Here is a 16,320-nt window from a genome sequence, read left to right as displayed (position 1 = left end):
TGGTGCAATTCTTGCAAGCGTGAAGCTGCGGTGCGCGGCCCTCGTCCGCGGCCGTCACTCCGGCAACCAACGTTTCTTCAACAGCTCATGGCGACCGACCGACCTCCACTCACGGCAGCTTCCGCGCCGCGCCTGCTGCTGTCGGGCATCACCAAGCGCTACCCCGGCGTGGTGGCCAACGACGGCGTGGCCCTGGCGGTGACGCCGGGCCAGATCCACGCCGTGCTGGGCGAGAACGGCGCCGGCAAGAGCACGCTGATGAAGATCATCTACGGCGCCGTCAAGCCCGACGCCGGCGAGGTGCGCTTCGACGGCCGGCAGGTCGCCATCCGCAGCCCGCAAGAAGCGCGCCAGCTCGGCATCGCGATGGTGTTCCAGCACTTCAGCCTGTTCGAGACGCTGAGCGTGGCCGAGAACGTGTGGCTCGGGCTGGAGCGCACCACCCCGCTGGCCGAGGTCACGCGCCGCATCGGGCAGACCGCCGCCGCCTACGGGCTGGACATCGACCCCGCGCGGCCCGTGCATTCGCTGGGCGTGGGCGAGATGCAGCGGGTGGAGATCATCCGCGCGCTGCTGGCCGGGCCGCGCCTGCTGATCCTGGACGAGCCGACCTCGGTGCTGACGCCGCAGGCGGTGGACAAGCTGTTCGTCACCCTGCGCCAACTCGCCGCCGAGGGCTGCAGCATCCTCTACATCAGCCACAAGCTGCACGAAATCCGTGCGCTGTGCACCGCGTGCACCGTCATGCGCGCCGGCCGCGTCACTGGCGTGTGCGACCCGCGCGAGGAAAGCAACGCCTCGCTGTCGCGCCTGATGATCGGCGCCGAGCCGCCCGCGCTGCGGCACCACGACCGCGCGCCGGGCGACGTGGTGCTGGACGTGCGCCGGCTGGACCTGCCGCGCGGCTCGCCCTTTGGCGTCGACCTGGCGGACGTGGCGCTGCAGGTGCGCGCGGGCGAGGTGGTGGGCATCGCGGGGGTGTCGGGCAACGGCCAGCGCGAACTGCTTTTCGCGCTATCGGGCGAGGACCAGCGCGCGCCGGCGGCGTCCATCTCGATAGCGGGCATGGCCGCCGGCCACCTGCCGCCGGGCCGGCGCCGCGCGCTGGGCCTGCACTTCGTGCCCGAGGAGCGCCTGGGCCGCGGCGCGGTGCCCGAGATGAGCCTGGCGCACAACCTGCTGCTGACGCGGCGCGAGGCCGTGGGCCCGCTGGGCTGGCTGCGCACCGGGCGGCTGCGCGCGCAGTCGGCGGGCCTGATCGAGCGCTTCCGCGTCAAGGCGGCGGGGCCGGGCGCGCCGGCGCGGTCGCTGTCGGGCGGCAACCTGCAGAAGTACATCATGGGGCGCGAGATCGACGCGCGCCCGAAGCTGCTGGTCGTCTCGCAGCCGACCTGGGGCGTGGACGTCGGCGCGGCGGCGCAGATCCGCGCCGAGATCCTGGCGCTGCGCGACGCCGGCTGCGCCGTGCTGGTGGTGAGCGAGGAACTGGACGAGCTGTTCGAGCTGTGCGACCGCCTGCACGTCATCGCCAAGGGCCGGCTGTCGCCCACGTTGGCGCGACGCGATGCCAGCGTGGAGCGGATCGGCCAGTGGATGAGCGGCCTGTGGCCGGGCGCCCCCGCCCCTTCCGTGGAGGCCGCGCATGCTGCGGCTTGAACCGCGCCCCGCTCCGTCGCGCGCCTGGGCCTGGGCCTCGCCGCTGCTGGCGCTGGCCATCACGGTGCTGCTGGGCGTGCTGCTGTTCGTGGCGCTGGGCAAGGACCCGGTGCGGGGGCTGCAGGTGTTCTTCTGGGAGCCCGTCAAGTCGGCCTATGCCCTGGGCGAGCTGGGCGTGAAGGCCACGCCGCTGCTGCTGATCGCGCTGGGGCTGGCGGTGTGCTTCCGCTCCAACGTGTGGAACATCGGGGCCGAGGGGCAGTTCGTCATCGGCGCCGTCGCCGCCGGCGGCGTGGCGCTGCTGGCCGGGCCGGGCACCGGGCGCTGGGTGGTGGCTGCCATCCTGCTGGCCGGGGTGCTGGGCGGCATGCTGTGGGCGGGGGTCACGGCCTTCCTGCGCGACCGCTTCAACGCCGGCGAGATCCTGGTCAGCCTGATGCTGGTGTACGTGGCCGTGCAGGTGCTGGGCTACCTGGTCTACGGGCCGTGGAAGGACCCGGCGGGCTACAACTTTCCGCAGACGCGCACCTTCGACGCGGCCACGCAGGTGCCACGCCTGATGGCCGGCTCGCGCGTGAATCTGGGCGCCGTGCTGGCGCTGGCGGGCGCGGCGCTGCTGTGGGTATACCTGTTCCGCACGCGCGTCGGCTTCGCGCAGCAGGTGGGCGGGCTGGCGCCGGCGGCGGCGCGCTACGCCGGCTTTTCGTCGCGGCGCGCGCTGTGGACGGCGCTGCTGGTGTCGGGCGCCACGGCGGGCCTGGCCGGCGCGCTGGAGGTGGCCGGGCCGATCGGCCAACTCACGCCCTACGTGCCGGCGGGCTACGGCTTCGCGGCCATCATCGTCGCCTTCGTCGGGCGGCTGCACCCGCTGGGCATGGTGCTGTCGGCCGTGCTGATGAGCATGTTCTACATCGGCGGCGAGCTGGCGCAGTCGCGGCTGGGCCTGCCCAAGTCGCTGACGGGCGTGTTCCAGGGCCTGCTGCTGTTCGCGCTGCTGGCCTGCGACACGCTGGTGAACTACCGCATCCGCCGCGCCGGAGGGAGCCGCTGATGGACGCCTACGCCCTGCTCCTGGCCTCGACGCTGAACGCCGGCACGGTGCTGGCCATCGCCGCGCTGGGCCTGCTGATCAACGAGAAGGCCGGCATCGTCAACCTGGGCGCCGAGGGCATGATGCTGTGCGCCGCCATCGCCGGCTTCGCCGCCGTGGTGCACACCGGCAGCGACGCGCTGGGCTTCGCCGCCGGCATGGCGGCGGGCGCGCTGCTGGCGGCGGTGTTCGGCGGGCTGGTGATCTGGCTCAATGCCAACCAGTACGCGACGGGGCTGGCGCTGTCGCTGTTCGGCGCGGGCTTTTCGGCCTTCGTGGGCATCGGCTACGTGCAGGCCCGGCTGCCCCAGCGCCCGCAGTTCGACTGGCTGGGGCTGGGCGACGTGCCGCTGGCGGGCCCGGCGCTGTTTCGGCACCACCCGCTGGTGTACGGCGCGATGCTGCTGGCCCTGGGCCTGATCTGGTTCCTGTACCGCACGCGGGCCGGGCTGGTGCTGCGCTCGGTGGGCGAGTCGCCCGAGTCGGCGCACGCGCTGGGCACCCCGGTGCGGCGCATCCGGCTGCTGGCGGTGGTGGCGGGCGGGGCGCTGTGCGGGCTGGCGGGGGCGTACCTATCGGTGATCTACACGCCGCTGTGGGTCGAGGGCATGGTGGCCGGCAAGGGCTGGATTGCGCTGGCGTTGACGACCTTCGCCACCTGGCGGCCGGCGCGGGTGCTGCTGGGGGCGTACCTGTTCGGCGGCGTGACGATGCTGCAGTTCCACCTGCAGGGCCAGGGCGTGCAGGTGCCGAGCCAGTTCCTGACGATGCTGCCGTACCTGGCCACCATCGTGGTGCTGGCGCTGATCTCGCGCAACCCGACGTGGATACGGGTGAACATGCCGGCGTCGCTGGGCAAGCCGTTTTATCCGGGCGGGTGATTTCAGGCGGATCGGGGTCTGGCCACCAATCCGACTCCCGATCACCCAACGCCCAGCCCCGACCACCGGAGCCCGCGTCACAATCACCCCATGCATGCATGGCGCGCCTCCCTCCTGCGTTTCGACCCCCACGGCCAGGCGGTCTTCGACCGCGACGGCCTGCTGGTCGTCGGCCGCGACGCCACGGGCCGCGCCGTGGTGCTGGCGGCGGGCGACCACGCCACGCTGGCGCCGCGCCACGCCCACGTGCCCTGCACCCACCTGCCCGGCCGCATCCTGGCGCCGGGCTTCATCGACCTGCACGTGCACTACCCGCAGACCGACGTCATCGGCTCGCCGGCCGAGAGCCTGCTGCCCTGGCTGGAGCGCTACACCTTCCCGGCCGAGGCGCGCTTCGCCGACCCGGCGCACGCGGCCGAGGTGGCAGGCTTCTTCTGCGACGAGCTGCTGCGCCACGGCGTGACCACGGCACTGGCGTTCTGCACCTCGCACCCGGCGTCGGTGGACGCCCTGATGGCCGAGGCGCAGCGCAGACGCCTGCGCCTGATCGCCGGCAAATGCCTGCAGGACCGCCACAGCCCCGACGGTGTGCGCGACGAGACCGAGCAGAGCCTCATCGACACCGAGGCGCTCATCCAGAAATGGCACGGCGTCGATCGCCTCGGCTACGCCATCACGCCGCGCTTCGCGCCCACCAGCACGCCGGCGCAGCTGCGCGGCGCGGGCGAGATCGCCGCCCGCCACCCGTCGGTGTGGATCCAGTCGCACGTGGCCGAGAACCGGGACGAGATCGCCTGGGCGCGCGCGCTGTTTCCCGCCTCGCGCAGCTACCTGGCCGTCTACGACGACCACGGCCTGATGCGCCGGCGCGCGGTGTACGCGCACTGCATCCACTTCGACGACGCCGACCGCGCGCTGATGCAGCACACCGGCAGCGCCGCCGCCGTGTGTCCGACCAGCAACCTGTTCCTGGGCAGCGGCTTCTTCGACTTCGCGGGCGCCGCGCGCGTGCCCTTCGCGCACGGGCTGGCCAGCGACGTGGGCGGCGGCACCAGCTTCTCGCCCTTCGCGACCATGCGCGCGGCCTACTTCGTGGGGCGCGAGGGCCAGACCAAGCCGGGCCTCAGCCTGCCGCCCGAGCGCCTGTGGTGGCTGCACACCGCCGGCGCGGCGCGCGCGCTGGACCTGGAGGGCGTCGTCGGCAACCTGCAGCCGGGCTGCGAGGCCGACTTCGTGGTGCTCGACCCCGAGGCCACGCCGCTGCTGGCGCGGCGCACGCGGCAGGCCGGCAGCCTGGCCGAGCTGCTGTTCGCGCTGATCGTTCTGGGCGACGACCGGGTGGTCGGGCAAACGGTGATTTCTGAAGCAAAATAATCCTGTGGCCCGCACCGACATTGAGTCACAAGCTATCAAAAGAAGAGTAATCCGACATGAGCATCAAGAGCGACAAGTGGATCCGCCGCATGGCCGAGCAGCACGGCATGATCGAGCCCTTCGAGCCCCGCCAGGTGCGCGAGCAGGACGGCCGCAAGATCGTCAGCTACGGCACCAGCAGCTACGGCTACGACATCCGCTGCGCGCCCGAATTCAAGATCTTCACCAACATCCACAGCACGGTGGTGGACCCGAAGAACTTCGACGAGAAGAGCTTCGTGGACTTCCACGGCGAGGTGTGCATCATCCCGCCCAACAGCTTCGCGCTGGCGCGCACGGTGGAGTACTTCCGCATCCCGCGCAACGTGCTGACCATCTGCCTGGGCAAGAGCACCTACGCGCGCTGCGGCATCATCGTCAACGTCACGCCCTTCGAGCCCGAGTGGGAGGGCTACGTGACGCTGGAGTTCAGCAACACCACGCCGCTGCCGGCCAAGATCTACGCCGGCGAGGGCTGCGCGCAGGTGCTGTTCTTCGAGAGCGACGAGGTCTGCGAGACCAGCTACAAGGACCGCGGCGGCAAGTACCAGGGGCAGGTGGGCGTGACGCTGCCCAAGGCCTGACGCAGCCCACCCCGTTGCGCCACTCGCTGCGCCACTCGCTGCGCGATGTTCCGGCATCCCCCTCAAGGGGCGCACCCACTGGCCGGGCGAACCCCGGCCATGGGTGCACTGGCATGGCCTGCTCCGCGGCCTTCGGAGCCTTTGGATGGGGTGACTCGCCGGTGATGTGCAGCCCCGGTCAATGAGGGTGCGGGAGCCGCAGCGCCAGCCGCGCCGCCGCCAGGTCCCAGCCGGCCCAGCCGCAGCTCTTGAACAGCACCGGCCCGCGCCGGGGCGCATCGCCCGCGGCCACCACGTCAGCCAGCATGGGCAGCGCGGGCACGTCCAGCCCGGCCTGAAGCAGGTCGCCCGCCTCGTGGTCGGCGTCGCGCGCATCGACCACGAGGCGGCCCTGCGCGGCGACGTGGCGGCACAGGGCGGCGTCGATCTCCACCATCCGCAGAGAGAAGGCGCCCACGGCGGCGATGAAGGCGTCCTCGCGCGGCCGCGCCCGCAGCACCACCGCGCGGGCGGGCGTGCAGGTGGCGGCCAGCGGGCAGTCGGCCAGCGCGGCGTCGGCATCATGGACCACCTCGGCGCGCAGCCCCAGGGCGCGCGCGTGCTCGGTCAGCCGCTCGGCGCTGCCCCGCTGGCGCGAGGCGATGCGGAAATCCGTCACGCCCAGCGCGGCCGCGAACGCCTCCACGTGCGCCCGCCCCTGCACTCCGGCGCCGACGACCAGCATCGGCCCGCGCGGGTTGGGCGCCAGCCGGCGCGCGGCCAGCGCGGAGACGGCGGCGGTGCGCCGGCCGGTAACGGTGGGGCCGTCGAGGATCAGCCGGCGCGCGCCGCTGGCGACGTCGAACACCATGACGTCGCCCTGGATGACGGGCGTGGCGGTGCCGGCGTTGGCGGGGGTCAGGGTGATGAGCTTGGTCATCGCCGTGCGCGCGTCGCCGCCGGGCATGACGAAGAGCACGGCGCCGCCGGCCGTCGGCATCACGATGCGCGCGGGCACGTGCACGGCGGGGTCGGCCAGCAGGGCTTCGATCTCATCGACCAGCGGCGCCCAGGGCAGGCGCGCGGCGGTCTGGCGGGCGTCGAGGACGGCGGTGCTCATACGGATGGGCGGGCGGGACGGGTGTCGGGCTTGTCCGACGGGCGGAACGGGCGGGCGGGCGCTACCATGGCGCCAATCTAGCGCAAACCCGCGCGAGCAGGAGAAGACGATGAGATGGGAAGGCCAGCGCCAGTCGGACAACGTGGAAGACCGCCGCGCCGGCGGCGGGGGTGGCGGCGGCTTCGGCTTTGGCGGCCGGAGCATCGGCATCGGCACCATCGTCATCGCACTGCTCGGCGGGTGGATCTTCGGCATCAACCCGCTGACGATCATCGGCATGCTCAGCGGCGGCGGCGGCCCGGCGGTGGTGCAGCAGGCGCCGGCCGCGCGGCCGCCGCAGGGCGACCAGCAGGCGGCCTTCGTCTCCACCGTGCTGGCCAACACCGAGGACGTGTGGGGCCAGATCTTCCAGCAGGGCGGCGCGCGCTACGCCAACCCGAAGCTGGTGCTGTTCCGCGGCGCCACGCCCACGGCCTGCGGCACGGGACAGTCGGCGATGGGGCCGTTCTACTGCCCGGGCGACCAGAAGCTGTACCTGGACATGGGCTTCTTCGACACGCTGCGCACGCAACTCGGCGCGCCGGGCCAGTTCGCGCAGGCCTACGTGATCGCGCACGAGGTGGGCCACCACGTGCAGAACCTGCTGGGCATGACGGACAAGGTCGATTCGATGCGCGGGCGCATCAGCCAGGCGCAGCAGAACGCCCTGTCGGTGCGGCTGGAGCTGCAGGCCGACTGCTACGCCGGCATCTGGGCGCACCACTCGCAGCAGTCCAAGCAGTGGCTGGACCCGGGCGACATCGAGGCGGCCATGAACGCCGCCGAGAAGATCGGCGACGACGCGCTGCAAAAGCGCAGCCAGGGCTACGCCGTGCCCGACAGCTTCACCCACGGCTCCAGCACGCAGCGCCAGCGCTGGTTCGCCCAGGGCTTCAAGACCGGCAGCGTGCAGGCCTGCGACACCTTCAGCGCGCAGGCCTTATAAGCCATATCGGCCTTCAGACCGCATGGAACATGCGCTAGACGCTATATAAAAAGTAGCTATCCGGCGCAGGGCGAGGCCCTGGCGAGCACCCGTGCAGGCGGGGTGCGGCGGTGCGACAATACCGGGTTCAGATGACACAACCCTATTCCACCCTCGCGCTGGCCGAACCGCTCAAGCGCGCCGTCGCCGACATGGGCTACGAAACCATGACGCCGATCCAGGCGCAGGCCATCCCCGTGGTGCTGGCCGGCCAGGACGTCATGGGCGCGGCCCAGACCGGCACCGGCAAGACCGCCGCCTTCTCGTTGCCGCTGCTGCAGCGCCTGCTCAAGCACGAGACCGCCAGCGTCTCGCCCGCCCGCCACCCGGTGCGCGCCCTGGTGCTGCTGCCCACGCGCGAGCTGGCCGTGCAGGTGGCCGACCAGGTCAGCCAATACGCCAAGTACACGCAGTTGCGCAGCACCGTCGTCTTTGGCGGCATGGACATGAAGCCGCAGACCGAGGCGCTGCGCAAGGGCGTCGAGGTGCTGGTGGCCACGCCCGGCCGCCTGCTGGACCACATCGAGGCCAAGACCGCCGTGCTGAACCAGGTCGAGTACGTGGTGCTCGACGAGGCCGACCGCATGCTGGACATCGGCTTCCTGCCCGACCTGCAGCGCATCCTGAGCTACCTGCCCAAGCAGCGCACCACCCTGCTCTTCTCGGCCACCTTCTCGCCCGAGATCAAGCGCCTGGCCGCCAGCTACCTGCAGGACCCGGTGCTGATCGAGGTGGCGCGGCCCAACGCCACCGCCTCCACCGTCGAGCAGCACTTCTACCTGCTGGACGAGGACGACAAGCGCCGCGCCATCCGCCAGGTGCTGCGGGACAAGCAGCTGCGCCAGGCCTTCGTCTTCTGCAACAGCAAGCTGGGCTGCGCCCGGCTGGCGCGCGCGCTGGAGCGCGACGGCCTGAAGACCACCGCCCTGCACGGCGACAAGAGCCAGGACGAGCGGCTGAAGTCGCTGGACGCCTTCAAGCGCGGCGACGTGGACCTGCTGGTGGCCACCGACGTGGCCGCGCGCGGGCTGGACATCAAGGACGTGCCCGCCGTCTTCAACTACGACGTGCCCTTCAACGCCGAGGACTACGTGCACCGCATCGGCCGCACCGGCCGCGCCGGCGCCTCGGGTCTGGCCGTGACCCTGGTCACCCGGGGCGACCAGCGGCTGATGGGCGAGCTGGAGAAGCTGCTCAAGGCCAAGGTCGAGCTCGAGCACCTGGCGTTCGAGGAGGAGAAGCCCCACGGCCGCCAGAACGACGGCCGCCGCCGCTGGCAGGGCGAGGAAACCGGCGATGCCCGCGACGCGGCGCGCCGCGAACGCGGCGAGCGGCGCGGCAGCGGCGGCGAACGCCGCGCGCCCCTGCCGTCCGCGACGCAGGCCGACCCCTTCTTCGACCGCCCCTACGAAACCCCCGCCGAGGCCGCCGACGCCCCGCCCGCGTGGGAGAAAAGCGCCCGCGCGGCGCCGCGCCCGGGCCTGTCGGCCAACATCAAGCCCAAGCGCAAGGTGGCGGCGCTGTTCAAGGCGTCCGAGCCGGCGGCCTGAGGCCGCGGCGGGCGGTTTTCGAATGAAAACCGCCTCAAACCCGCACCGGTATTGCGCTATAAGCTATTATTAAAATAGCATTCATCCCCGCCACAATTGCGTGGCGGTGTGGATCAGCAGGCCCACCAGGCCGCCCACCACGGTGCCGTTGATGCGGATGAACTGCAGGTCGCGCCCGATGTGGCGCTCCAGCTCGCCGGTCATCTCGCGCGCGTCCCAGGCCTGCACGCGTTCCACGATGTAGCGCACGACGTCGCCGCGGTAGCGCTCGATCAGGCGCGGCGCGGCGGCCTGCAGCTCGCCGTTGATCCAGCCGCGCACCTCGGCGTCCGACGCCAGGCGCTCGCCCAGCGTCCGGGCGGCCTGCGCGATGCGCAGGCGCAGGCTCGAATCGGGGCACGCCAGGTCGTCCCGCAGCCAGGCCAGCAGGTCGTCCCACAGCTCGCTGACGTAGCGACCCAACGCCGGGCTGTCCAGCAGTTCGGCCTTCAGCCGCTCGCCGCGCAGGCGCAGCGCCTCGTCGGACTGCAGGCGGCCGATGAACTGCTCCACCAGTTCGTCGAAACGGTGGCGCAGCACGTGGTCGGGATCCTCGGCCATGTCCACGATGGTCTTGGCGATGACGGCCACCACCTTGCGCATGGCCAGCCGCGCGGCCACTTGGTCCAGCCCCACGTACTTCAGCGCCTTGACCTCGCGCGCGAAGGCCTCGGTGATGGTGTCCTGCATGGCGTCCTCGCCCAGCAGGCGCGCCAGCTGCACCAGCACGCCGTCCAGCAGCGTCTGGTGACGGCGCTCGGCGGTCATCGACTGCAGCACCTGGCCGGACAGGCGCGCCACGTCCACCTGCCGCAGGCCGCGCCGCGCCAGGTCGGTCACGAACTGGCGCACGCGCTCGTCGGCCAGCGCGCCCGCGGCCCAGCGCGCCGCCTCGGCCAGGCGCTCGCCCACGCGCGCGGCGTTGGCGGGCCGCGACAGCCAGCCGGCCACGCGGCCGGCGGCGTCGAAGTCGCGCACGCGCGCCAGCACCTGCTCGGTGGACAGGAAGTGCGTGGCCATGAAGTCGGCCAGGTTCTCGCCGATGCGGTTCTTGTTCTCCGGGATGATGGCGGTGTGGGGAATGGACAGGCCCAGCGGGTGTCTGAACAGCGCCACCACCGCGAACCAGTCGGCGATGGCGCCGACCATGGCAGCTTCGGCGAAGGCGGCCACGTAGCCCCAGGCGGCGTGGCGCGGCTCCAGCCCGATGGCCAGCGCGTACAGCAGCGCGGCGCCCGCCAGCAGGCCGAGCGCCAGCCGCTGCATGCCCTGGAACGAGCGCGGGCGGCTCACGCGCTCCGCCCCGGCACCTGGGCCTGTTCGCACCGCACCTGGATCAGCGCGCGTTCGTGCGGGGTCGCGCCCAGGCGCGCGGCGCTCAGGCAACCGCCCCACACGCAGCCGGTGTCGAGCGCGATCAGGTCGGGCCGCCCCAGCCAGCCCAGCGTGGACCAGTGGCCGAACGCCACCACGTCCCGCGCCGTCCGGCGCCCCGGCACGTCGAACCAGGGCAGATAGCCGGGCGGCGCGGCCGTGGCGCCGCCCTCCTTGGTGTCGAATTCCATGCGGCCGTCCGCCGTGCAGAAGCGCAGCCGCGTCAGCGCGTTGACGATCACGCGCAGGCGGTCGGCGCCTTGCAGGTCGTCCCGCCACCGGTCGGGCTGGTTGCCGTACATCTGGTGCAGGAAGCCGGCCCAGTCCGCGCCGCGCAGCACGGCCTCGACCTCGCCCGCCAGCGCCAGCGTCCGCGCCGCCGTCCACGACGGCAGTACGCCGGCGTGCACCATCAGCACGCCGCGCTCGCACAGCGCCAGCGGGCGCTGGCGCAGCCAGTCCAGCAGCGCGGCGCGGTCGGGCGCGGCCAGGATGTCGCCCACGGTGTCGAGGCGGTGCGGCCGTCGCACGCCCTGCGACAGCGCCAGCAGGTGCAGGTCGTGGTTGCCCAGCAAGGCCTCGGCCGCGTCGCCCAGCGCCATCAGCCGCCGCAGCACGGCCAGCGAATCGGGGCCGCGGTTGACCAGGTCGCCCAGCACGACGAGCCGGTCGCGGCTGGGCGAAAAGGCCGCGGCATCGAGCAGCCGGCCCAGGGCCGCGTCGCAGCCCTGCACGTCACCGATCAGGTAGAGTCCCATGGCCTTGGATTCTCCCCCGGCTCAGCGCCCGGCCTGCATGGACTTCATCCTGATCGTCTGCCTCACCCTGCTCAATGGCCTGTTCGCCATGTCGGAACTGGCCGTGGCGTCCAGCCGCAAGGCGCGGCTGGCGGCGATGGAGGAAAGCGGCGATGCCGGCGCGACAGCGGCGCTGCGGCTGATGGAGCAACCGACGCAGTTCCTGTCCACGGTGCAGGTGGGCATCACCTCGATCGGCATGCTCAACGGCATCGTGGGCGAAGCCGCCTTCAGCGGGCCGGTGGCGGCCTGGCTGGCCGGCCTGGGCCTGAGCGAGGCGGCGGCCTCGATCACGGCCACGGCGCTGGTGGTGACGGCCATCACCTTCATCACCATCGTCTTTGGCGAGCTGGTGCCCAAGCGCATCGGCCAGATGTTCCCGGAAACCGTGGCGCGCTGGGTGTCGCGGCCCATGATCTGGCTGGCCCGCCTGGCCAAGCCCTTCGTGCGTCTGCTGTCGATGTGCACGCAGGGCATGCTGAAGCTGCTGCGCATCGATGAATCGCAAGGCCGCGCGGTGACCGAGGAGGAGATCTCCGCCAGCCTGGAGGAAGGCGTGGACGCCGGCCTGATCGAGGAGCACGAGCACCAGATGGTGCGCAACGTGTTCCACCTCGATGACCGCCCCCTGACCTCGCTGATGATGCCGCGCGACGATATCGAGTGGCTGGACGCCCGGCAGAGCGTGGCCGAGGCCCTGGAATATGTGGCGGGGCGCGGCGAGAAAGGCGCTCATTCGTGGTATCCCGTCTGCCGTGGCGGCCTGGACGAGGTGGTCGGGATTATCTCGGTGGTGCGGCTGCTGGAGCTGGAACGCCAGTCCGGTGACGGGCTCGAAGTCCACGCGGTGCCGGCGTCATTCGTGCCCGAAACCCTGAGCGCCATGGAGATGCTGGAGCAATGGCGCGCCAAGTCCGGCCGGCTCATGTTCGTGGTCGATGAATATGGCGTGGTGCAGGGCCTGGTGACGCCGCGGGATTTACTGGAGGCGATCACCGGTGAATTGAAGCCCAGCGCCCACATCGACGCCTGGGCCACCCCGCTGGCCAGCGGCGGCTGGCTGCTGGAGGGCCTGATGCCGGTCAGCGAACTCAAGGCGCGCCTGGGGCTGGACGAGCTACCGCACCAGGACAAGGGCCGCTACAACACCCTGGCGGGGCTTTTGCTGGCCGTGGCCGGGCATTTTCCCGATCCGGGTGATGAAATCGAGTGCGCAGGCTGGATATTCGAGGTGAGCGAGATGGAGGGCCGCCGCATCGACAAGGTGGTGGCGCGCATCGCCGAGCCCCTGGCGGAGGCAGGCTGAATATCCCGACCGCTAAAAAACCCCTGCGCGGCTGCAAGATGGTGCTATATTTCGAGCCACCCGAATTTTGGAGCAAATGAACATCATGGCCACCTACAAGGAACTTCTGAAGCAGCAGGAAACGCTGGCCCTGCAGATCGAGGAAGCACGCAAGCAGGAAATCGCCGATGCGGTGAACCGGGTGCGCGCGCTGGTCGCCGAATATGGCCTGACCCCGCAGGATGTGTTTTCCAGCCGCAAGGCCGTCAAAACCCGCTCGGGCGGCAAGGTCGCCCCCAAATACCGCGATCCGGCCACCGGCAGCACGTGGACCGGCCGCGGCAAGGCGCCCAAGTGGATCGAGGGCAAGGATCGCAGCATGTTCGTGATCGGCTGACTTCCAGCCCCCGTCCGGATCAGGCGCTCGGTGAGCGCCTTTTTCGTGTCCGGGCCGCGCCCTCCGCGCGCGGCGCCATCGCGGCGAAGATGGAATAATCCCGCCTCTTGCAAGCAAAGGAATCCACCATGGACCAGAACACCCAGCAGCGCATCGATGATCTGGTGAAGAACCACGCCATCGTGCTGTTCATGAAAGGCGACGCCAGCTTTCCCATGTGCGGCTTTTCCGGCCGCGCCATCCAGATTCTCAAGGCCAGCGGCGTGGACCCGCGCACGGTCACGACGGTGAACGTGCTGGAAGACGAGGCCATCCGCCAGGGCATCAAGGACTACAGCCGCTGGCCGACGATTCCGCAGCTCTACGTGAAGGGCGAGTTCGTCGGCGGCTCCGACATCATGATGGAGATGTACGAGTCGGGCGAGCTGCAGCAGCTGGTGGCCGGCAGCGCCGCGTAGGCCAGCGGCCCTGCAACAAAAACGGACGCCCGAAGGCGTCCGTTTTGCTTTGCGGCCGGGCTGCGCGCCTTACTTGCGCAAGACCACTTCGACGCGGCGCGACGCGGCGTTGGAGGCCGCCGATCCCGTGGCGTCGGCGGGCTTCTCCAGCACCGTGCGGTCCTCGGCCACGCCAGCGCCCACCAGGGCCGCCTGCACGGCCTTGGCGCGGTTCTTGGACAGCTCCTCGTTCGCGGCGGCGTTGCCCGTCGGGTCGTTGAAGCCGGAAATGACCGCCTTGGCGTCGGCGTGGGCCGCCATGTAGTCGACCAGTTCCTTGGACTTGGCGGCGAAGTCGCCGTGCACGTCGGTCTTGCCGGAGTCGAAGTAGACCTTGAGTGCCGGCATGTCGCCAACCTGCAGGCCGACCACCGCCGCCCCCGTGGGCTCGTCGCCGGACGCGGCGGCGCCCGCCTCGCTGCCCGTCGCGGAGGGCGCGGGGGCGGGCAAAGCCTCGGGCGCCAGCGGCGCGCCGCTGGCGGCGGGCGCTGGCGCATCGACCGGCGCCTCGACCGGCGCCGGCGCATCGCCGGTCCGGTTCTTGCCCCAGTAGCTGACGCCGAACAGCGCCGCCAGCGCCACGATGGCCCAGGGCAGCCATTTCATGAGGCCGCCGCCCGCGGCGGGCGCCACGGCACTGCTGGGCGGCGGGGCGGCCAGCAGGCTCTGGCCGGCCGCGGCCAGGCTGGTCACTTGGGCCGGCAAGCCGGAGGGGATGCTGCCGCCGGGCGTGAGCTTGCCGACGATGGCAGGCAGCAGGTAGCCCAGCGCCGAGGTCACGTTGTCGCGGCCCAGCTCCAGCTTGCCGGTGACAAGCGACAGCAGGCCGCCGCTGGAGCCCAGCACGGTCTCGATCTGGTTGTTGCCGATGGGCTGGGCGCTGGGGCCACCGCCCAGCCAGGACTGGATGATGGGGCCGAAGCCAGCCGCCTTGAACTTCTCCAGGAAGCCCGCCAGGCCGCCGCTTTCCTTGGCGGTCATGTAGGCCAGCAGCATCTGGACCAGCGGCAGGGCCTTGTCGCCCAAGCCGAAGCGGGCCCCGGCCTCGCGAATCAGAACATCAAACATCGCCATTCACCTTTCTCATCTCGTCTGCCAGGGTAGGCCCACAGGCCCGAAGGAAGGACCGGCGCAAGCCGTCCGCTGGAAAAATTATAGTGAACGCCCTCTCTCGCCACTGTCATCCCATTCCTACAGCGCAAGCCCGCCCCGAAGAAGCGCCGGGAAATCTGCATACACTGGCTGGCGGCCCGTTCGGGCTTATCCGGGGTGCGCCGGACGCACCCGGCCACCCGCCATGAGTTTCACCCAGAGCCTGCTGTTCATCGTCCTGCTGATCGCCATCAGCGCGTTCTTCTCGGTGGCGGAGATCGCGCTGGCCGCCTCGCGCCCCCTGCGCTTGCGCCAACTGGCCAACGACGGCGATGCGCGCGCGCTGCTGGTGCTGCGGGTGCAGGAGCAGCCGGGCCACTACTTCACTGCGGTGCAGATCGGCGTGAACGCGGTGGCGATCCTGGGCGGGATCGTGGGCGAGGGGCTGTTCGGCCCGCCCCTGGCGGCGCTGCTGCGGCGCTGGATGCCGGAGGCGACCGCCGCCACGCTGGCTTTCGGCGCATCGGTGCTGGTGGTCACGTCGCTGTTCGTGGTGTTCGCCGACCTGCTGCCCAAGCGCCTGGGCATGGCCGAGCCCGAGCGCGTGGCGGTGCGCGTGATCGGGCCGATGCAGGCGTTCCTGCGGGCCTTCAAGCCGGTGGTGTGGGTGTATTCGCGCTGCGCCGACCTGATGATGCGCCTGCTGGGCCTGCCCATGCAGCGCGACGACCGCATCACGCCCGACGACATCCTGGCGTTGGCCGAGGCCGGCACGCAGGCCGGCCTGATCGACCGGCCGGGGCAACAGGTGATCGAGAACGTGTTCGAGCTGGAGACACGACCCGTCAGCAGCGCCATGACGCCGCGCGACCGCATCGCCTGGCTGCGCCACGACGACCCGGACGAGGTGGTGCGCGCGCGCATCGCGGCCGAGCCGTTCTCGACTTACCCGGTGTGCAAGGACGGGCTGGACCAGGTCATCGGCTGCGTGGACGCCAAGGACCTGTTCCTGCGCGTGCTGCGCGGCCAGCCCATCCGCCTGACCGACGACGGGCTGCTGCACAAGCTGGTGGTGGTGCCCGACCGGCTGAGTCTGTCGGAGGTGCTGCACCAGTTTCGGCAGCAGCACGAGGACTTCGCGCTCATCGTGAGCGAGTACAGCTCGGTGGTGGGCGTGATCACGCTGAACGACGTGATGAGCACCGTGATGGGCGAGCTGGTGACGCCGCAGGACGAGGAGATGATCGTGCGCCGCGACGACGGCTCCTGGCTCATCGACGGCCTCACGCCCATGCAGGACGTGCTGCGCACGCTGTCGCTGGCGGCGCCGCCCCACGCCGGCGAATACGACACCCTGGCGGGCTTCCTGATGGTGATGCTGCGCCGGGTGCCGCGCCGCACCGACTGCGTGCAGTGGGACGGCCACCGCTTCGAGGTGATGGACGTGGACAACTACCGGATCGACCAGGTGCTGGTCACGCGCGACGGCATGGCAGGCGCCCGGAAACTATGAATTTGATAGCTATATTTACAGTATTAGCG

At 71.1% G+C, this 16,320-nt stretch carries 15 protein-coding genes; 11 read left to right on the top strand and 4 right to left on the bottom strand.

Translation table 11 applies throughout. The features are described 5' to 3' along the window. The first annotated feature begins 87 nt into the window (after positions 1-87). From IPG65_RS01290 to dcd, 5 genes are all read left to right on the top strand, one after another. Positions 88-1,656: an ABC transporter ATP-binding protein gene (locus IPG65_RS01290; protein ID WP_293187504.1), complete on the top strand. Its 1,569-nt coding sequence runs from the start codon at positions 88-90 to the stop codon at positions 1,654-1,656. After that, positions 1,643-2,707: an ABC transporter permease gene (locus IPG65_RS01285; RefSeq protein WP_293187503.1), complete on the top strand. Its 1,065-nt coding sequence runs from the start codon at positions 1,643-1,645 to the stop codon at positions 2,705-2,707. The genes IPG65_RS01290 and IPG65_RS01285 overlap by 14 nt, the downstream gene beginning before the upstream one ends. Beyond that, positions 2,707-3,627 (top strand): ABC transporter permease, encoded by a 921-nt coding sequence (locus tag IPG65_RS01280; protein WP_293187502.1) that lies wholly within the window; start codon positions 2,707-2,709, stop codon positions 3,625-3,627. The genes IPG65_RS01285 and IPG65_RS01280 overlap by 1 nt, the downstream gene beginning before the upstream one ends. Before the next feature lie 90 nt (positions 3,628-3,717). Next, on the top strand, positions 3,718-5,001 hold the full coding sequence (guaD, locus tag IPG65_RS01275; protein ID WP_293187501.1) for a guanine deaminase: 1,284 nt from the start codon (positions 3,718-3,720) through the stop codon (positions 4,999-5,001). A gap of 56 nt (positions 5,002-5,057) precedes the next feature. After that, the gene (dcd, locus tag IPG65_RS01270) at positions 5,058-5,624 is read left to right on the top strand and encodes a dCTP deaminase (protein WP_293187500.1); all 567 of its coding nucleotides are present in this window, start codon (positions 5,058-5,060) and stop codon (positions 5,622-5,624) included. A gap of 178 nt (positions 5,625-5,802) precedes the next feature. Here the strand turns inward: dcd and IPG65_RS01265 are convergent, their stop codons facing one another. Then, complete coding sequence (locus IPG65_RS01265) at positions 5,803-6,723, bottom strand: delta(1)-pyrroline-2-carboxylate reductase family protein (protein WP_293187499.1); 921 nt, start codon at positions 6,721-6,723, stop codon at positions 5,803-5,805. 109 nt (positions 6,724-6,832) lie between these two features. Between IPG65_RS01265 and IPG65_RS01260 the strand changes: the two genes are divergently transcribed. Together IPG65_RS01260 and IPG65_RS01255 are read left to right on the top strand one after the other, a co-directional pair. Next, the gene (locus tag IPG65_RS01260) at positions 6,833-7,708 is read left to right on the top strand and encodes a neutral zinc metallopeptidase (protein ID WP_293187498.1); all 876 of its coding nucleotides are present in this window, start codon (positions 6,833-6,835) and stop codon (positions 7,706-7,708) included. A 131-nt stretch (positions 7,709-7,839) separates the two neighbouring features. After that, complete coding sequence (locus tag IPG65_RS01255; RefSeq protein ID WP_293187497.1) at positions 7,840-9,297, top strand: DEAD/DEAH box helicase; 1,458 nt, start codon at positions 7,840-7,842, stop codon at positions 9,295-9,297. An 81-nt stretch (positions 9,298-9,378) separates the two neighbouring features. Here the strand turns inward: IPG65_RS01255 and IPG65_RS01250 are convergent, their stop codons facing one another. Together IPG65_RS01250 and IPG65_RS01245 are read right to left on the bottom strand one after the other, a co-directional pair. After that, a complete protein-coding gene (locus IPG65_RS01250; RefSeq protein ID WP_293187496.1) occupies positions 9,379-10,629 on the bottom strand; it encodes a DUF445 domain-containing protein in 1,251 nt (416 codons plus the stop codon). Next, on the bottom strand, positions 10,626-11,468 hold the full coding sequence (locus IPG65_RS01245) for a symmetrical bis(5'-nucleosyl)-tetraphosphatase (protein WP_293187495.1): 843 nt from the start codon (positions 11,466-11,468) through the stop codon (positions 10,626-10,628). Before IPG65_RS01245 ends, IPG65_RS01250 begins: the two co-directional genes overlap by 4 nt. 37 nt (positions 11,469-11,505) lie before the next feature. Between IPG65_RS01245 and IPG65_RS01240 the strand changes: the two genes are divergently transcribed. The 3 genes from IPG65_RS01240 to grxD all read left to right on the top strand — a co-directional run bounded on the left by IPG65_RS01240 (position 11,506) and on the right by grxD (position 13,647). Further along, complete coding sequence (locus tag IPG65_RS01240) at positions 11,506-12,813, top strand: hemolysin family protein (RefSeq protein ID WP_293187922.1); 1,308 nt, start codon at positions 11,506-11,508, stop codon at positions 12,811-12,813. Between the two features lie 85 nt (positions 12,814-12,898). Continuing rightward, positions 12,899-13,189, top strand: coding sequence for an H-NS histone family protein (locus IPG65_RS01235; protein ID WP_293187921.1), 291 nt, complete (start codon positions 12,899-12,901; stop codon positions 13,187-13,189). 128 nt (positions 13,190-13,317) lie between these two features. Further along, entirely contained in the window at positions 13,318-13,647 is a 330-nt protein-coding gene (gene grxD / locus IPG65_RS01230; protein ID WP_293187494.1) for a Grx4 family monothiol glutaredoxin, read from the top strand. A 69-nt stretch (positions 13,648-13,716) separates the two neighbouring features. Here the strand turns inward: grxD and IPG65_RS01225 are convergent, their stop codons facing one another. Then, complete coding sequence (locus IPG65_RS01225) at positions 13,717-14,754, bottom strand: YidB family protein (protein WP_293187493.1); 1,038 nt, start codon at positions 14,752-14,754, stop codon at positions 13,717-13,719. A 229-nt stretch (positions 14,755-14,983) separates the two neighbouring features. Here IPG65_RS01225 and IPG65_RS01220 point away from each other — a divergent pair, with 229 nt between their 5' ends. Then, entirely contained in the window at positions 14,984-16,291 is a 1,308-nt protein-coding gene (locus IPG65_RS01220) for a hemolysin family protein (protein WP_293187492.1), read from the top strand. Positions 16,292-16,320 lie beyond the last annotated feature (29 nt).

It is taken from the genome of Ottowia sp. (assembly GCF_016703145.1).
GTDB lineage: Bacteria > Pseudomonadota > Gammaproteobacteria > Burkholderiales > Burkholderiaceae_C > Ottowia.
The sequence above is the reverse complement of the archived record's forward strand: the minus strand, read 5'-3'. Positions and strand labels throughout refer to the sequence as shown.

Excerpts from the sequence above, each read along its gene's own strand:
- IPG65_RS01290 (WP_293187504.1), top strand. The coding sequence starts at position 88 with ATGGCGACCGACCGACCTCCACTCACGGCAGCTTCCGCGCCGCGCCTG.
- IPG65_RS01285 (WP_293187503.1), top strand. The coding sequence starts at position 1,643 with ATGCTGCGGCTTGAACCGCGCCCCGCTCCGTCGCGCGCCTGGGCCTGG.
- IPG65_RS01280 (WP_293187502.1), top strand. The coding sequence starts at position 2,707 with ATGGACGCCTACGCCCTGCTCCTGGCCTCGACGCTGAACGCCGGCACG.
- guaD (WP_293187501.1), top strand. The coding sequence starts at position 3,718 with ATGCATGCATGGCGCGCCTCCCTCCTGCGTTTCGACCCCCACGGCCAG.
- dcd (WP_293187500.1), top strand. The coding sequence starts at position 5,058 with ATGAGCATCAAGAGCGACAAGTGGATCCGCCGCATGGCCGAGCAGCAC.
- IPG65_RS01265 (WP_293187499.1), bottom strand. The coding sequence starts at position 6,723 with ATGAGCACCGCCGTCCTCGACGCCCGCCAGACCGCCGCGCGCCTGCCC.
- IPG65_RS01260 (WP_293187498.1), top strand. The coding sequence starts at position 6,833 with ATGAGATGGGAAGGCCAGCGCCAGTCGGACAACGTGGAAGACCGCCGC.
- IPG65_RS01255 (WP_293187497.1), top strand. The coding sequence starts at position 7,840 with ATGACACAACCCTATTCCACCCTCGCGCTGGCCGAACCGCTCAAGCGC.
- IPG65_RS01245 (WP_293187495.1), bottom strand. The coding sequence starts at position 11,468 with ATGGGACTCTACCTGATCGGTGACGTGCAGGGCTGCGACGCGGCCCTG.
- IPG65_RS01240 (WP_293187922.1), top strand. The coding sequence starts at position 11,506 with ATGGACTTCATCCTGATCGTCTGCCTCACCCTGCTCAATGGCCTGTTC.
- IPG65_RS01235 (WP_293187921.1), top strand. The coding sequence starts at position 12,899 with ATGGCCACCTACAAGGAACTTCTGAAGCAGCAGGAAACGCTGGCCCTG.
- grxD (WP_293187494.1), top strand. The coding sequence starts at position 13,318 with ATGGACCAGAACACCCAGCAGCGCATCGATGATCTGGTGAAGAACCAC.
- IPG65_RS01225 (WP_293187493.1), bottom strand. The coding sequence starts at position 14,754 with ATGTTTGATGTTCTGATTCGCGAGGCCGGGGCCCGCTTCGGCTTGGGC.
- IPG65_RS01220 (WP_293187492.1), top strand. The coding sequence starts at position 14,984 with ATGAGTTTCACCCAGAGCCTGCTGTTCATCGTCCTGCTGATCGCCATC.